The 475-nt window shown below is 56.0% G+C and carries 1 protein-coding gene and 1 pseudogene; both read left to right on the top strand.

Annotation, left to right across the window (positions count from 1 at the left end; genetic code table 11):
• Positions 1-323, top strand: a pseudogene (locus tag AC07RN_RS21080) (phage baseplate protein); the annotation flags it as partial.
• Positions 323-475 (top strand): contractile injection system sheath initiator (locus AC07RN_RS21075; RefSeq protein WP_478337231.1); only part of this gene is annotated, 153 nt, incomplete at its 3' end. The pseudogene AC07RN_RS21080 and the gene AC07RN_RS21075, both read left to right, overlap by 1 nt.

The following is a 475-nucleotide window of genomic DNA, read 5'->3' as shown; positions in this document are numbered from 1 at the left end:
CCAGCGCCGCGCAGGTGCGAACCGATGATGGTGCGGCGTTTGTAGAAGTCGCCGCAGGACATAACATCACCATTAAAACACCGGGCCAGCTTACAGCTACGGCTGAAGGTGGAACGACAATCACATCCCCGACTATCACGCTGAACGGCAACGTAACGATTAATGGCAACTTGTCTCAGGGAATGGGCGAAAGCGGCGGTACTGCGACGATGCTTGGGCCGGTGACGGTAACGAATGACGTAACAGCTTCTGGTATCAGTGTCGCCACGCATAAACATGGCGGAGTACAGACTGGCGGGGGAACTACCGGAGGGCCGCAATAATGCGATACCGTCGCGAAGATACTGAAGGCGATTACACTTTCGGCCAGGGTGACGATACTTTCCTTATCGACAGTCCGGAATGTGTCGCCCAGGCCGTAAAAACCCGTTTCGAGCTGTGGCGCGGTCAGTGGTTTCTCGATCTGACGGAAGGC

The organism is Lelliottia sp. GFLA7, assembly GCF_056490165.1.
The sequence above is the reverse complement of the archived record's forward strand: the minus strand, read 5'-3'. Positions and strand labels throughout refer to the sequence as shown.